The sequence below is a fragment of the Cupriavidus sp. SIMBA_020 genome, assembly GCF_046535395.1.
Lineage (GTDB): Bacteria > Pseudomonadota > Gammaproteobacteria > Burkholderiales > Burkholderiaceae > Cupriavidus > Cupriavidus campinensis.
The window spans coordinates 1-298 of sequence record NZ_JAWRWU010000322.1; the positions used below are offsets into that span (position 1 = coordinate 1).

Annotated in this window: 1 protein-coding gene; it reads left to right on the forward strand. The window is 71.5% G+C overall.

The annotated features are described in order from the left end of the window. Nucleotides 1–298 (forward strand): AMP-binding protein (locus SB751_RS29405; protein ID WP_410748951.1); only part of this gene is annotated, 298 nt, incomplete at both ends.

The window sequence follows — 298 nt, forward strand, 5'->3', positions numbered from 1 at the left end:
AGGTGGGCGCGCAGCGCCTGAGCTATGGCCAGTTGAATGCCCGGGCCAACCAACTGGCCTGGCACTTGCGGGAGCTGGGGGTGGGCCCGGATCAGCGGGTGGCGATCTGCGTCGAGCGCGGGCCGGGGATGGTGATCGGCCTGCTGGGGATTCTCAAGGCCGGTGGCGCCTATGTGCCCATCGACCCGGGTCACCCCGCGGAACGCATCGCCTACCTGCTGCAGGACAGCGCGCCGCTGGCGCTGCTGGTGCAGGGCAGCACCCGGGCCCTGGTGGGCCAACCGGCCATGGTTCGGGT